Source organism: Okeania hirsuta, assembly GCF_003838195.1.
GTDB lineage: Bacteria > Cyanobacteriota > Cyanobacteriia > Cyanobacteriales > Microcoleaceae > Okeania > Okeania hirsuta.
On record NZ_RCBY01000644.1, the window covers coordinates 1 to 851 of the forward strand.

Genomic DNA, 851 nt, shown 5'->3' on the forward strand with positions numbered 1-851 from the left:
TAGCTGTCTCCTGTCTCCTTCAAAAATATCAAATCATTCGTCACTGTGCAACGCCGATTTTTTGGTCGAAAGAGATTTTTGTTTCTGTCGCAAAACTGCAACTTCAACTTCCCGATGACCGCGCAAATGTTGAGCTAAACATTACACATCTTCCAGAAAAGAGGGAGTAGGCAGACTTGCTGTAGGCAGTAGGGATCCCACCCCTAACCCCGACCGTGGAGGAGAAAGAATTGATAATTTATGTGTAAGAATTGATTTGATTTTTGATTTTTACCAGATGTCTAATCCCAATATCCGGTATCTTCTGGTTCAAATATCGGACCTAACCACAGTAACCCTCCCACAGGTTTTGCCAGCAACCAAGGTTGATGAGCACAGACTGCGGTTTCATTAATTTTCGCAAGTTGTGGTTGAGTGATAGAACAGTGGCTCAATCAGAACAAAACTGGACGTAGGGGAGCATCCAACACCTATAGCAATGTCGCCATGGAGCTAATGGCCACCATTGTTACTTTGTTTAGCTTGGCAGGACGACAAATTGAGGATTTCTTGGAATCTATATTTGAATTGATGGGAATAGACTTGCCAGTACCAGACCATAGTACCTTGTGTCGTCGCTTGAGCAAACTGAACATCAATATACCTATATTACCAGCAACAGAAACCATGCACTTGGTACTAGACTCTACGGGGGTCAAAGTGTATGGTGAGGGAGAATGGAAAACAAGAATTCATGGTGTGGGCGTCGGACATGGCGTAATATCATGTCCGGATAATTAGTGATAAGAAAACTCTCTCCTTCTTCTCCTGTTCTTCTTCTTCCTTCTTCTTTCTTCCCTCCTGACTCCTGA

The 851-nt window shown here is 43.2% G+C and carries 2 protein-coding genes; one reads left to right on the forward strand and one right to left on the reverse strand.

The window, feature by feature from the left end; translation table 11 throughout:
* Positions 1-281: 281 nt before the first annotated feature.
* Positions 282-434, reverse strand: coding sequence for a hypothetical protein (locus D5R40_RS36825; RefSeq protein ID WP_161564551.1), 153 nt, complete (start codon positions 432-434; stop codon positions 282-284).
* Here D5R40_RS36825 and D5R40_RS33425 point away from each other — a divergent pair.
* Positions 415-780: a transposase gene (locus D5R40_RS33425; protein ID WP_124155920.1), complete on the forward strand. Its 366-nt coding sequence runs from the start codon at positions 415-417 to the stop codon at positions 778-780. The genes D5R40_RS36825 and D5R40_RS33425 overlap by 20 nt on opposite strands.
* Positions 781-851: the final 71 nt, after the last annotated feature.